The organism is Oceanobacillus saliphilus (assembly GCF_023522835.1).
GTDB classification, from domain to species: domain Bacteria; phylum Bacillota; class Bacilli; order Bacillales; family Amphibacillaceae; genus Oceanobacillus; species Oceanobacillus saliphilus.
This window is the reverse complement of record NZ_JALCZU010000185.1, coordinates 1-264: the sequence shown is the minus strand read 5'-3', so window position 1 is coordinate 264 and position 264 is coordinate 1. Positions and strand designations below refer to the sequence as shown.

The 264-nt window shown below is 45.1% G+C and carries 1 protein-coding gene; it reads right to left on the bottom strand.

All coding sequences use genetic code 11. The features are described from left to right. The coding region (locus MN204_RS20870) for a hypothetical protein (RefSeq protein WP_249872963.1) at nucleotides 1–264 on the bottom strand (264 nt) is incomplete at both ends.

Genomic DNA, 264 nt, shown 5'->3' with positions numbered 1-264 from the left:
ACAATGACACTGAGCGCTGAGCTATACTCTATGGCCTCATAAAAGGATTTTTCAACCCCTGCTGAATCACCGGCTCGCCTTTGTTCCTGCACCTTGGTCATCATTGCCATTGCAATACCGAGTACAAAAGCAATTCCCACCTTAATTAACAGTTCAGCACTGTAATACAGGGCCACTTCATGAGCGCCACGCGAAACAAATAAAACCGCCTTATTCAGATACAAAGATAGTTGGGGCAAAAGCGCGATTGCTAGAAAAAATCCC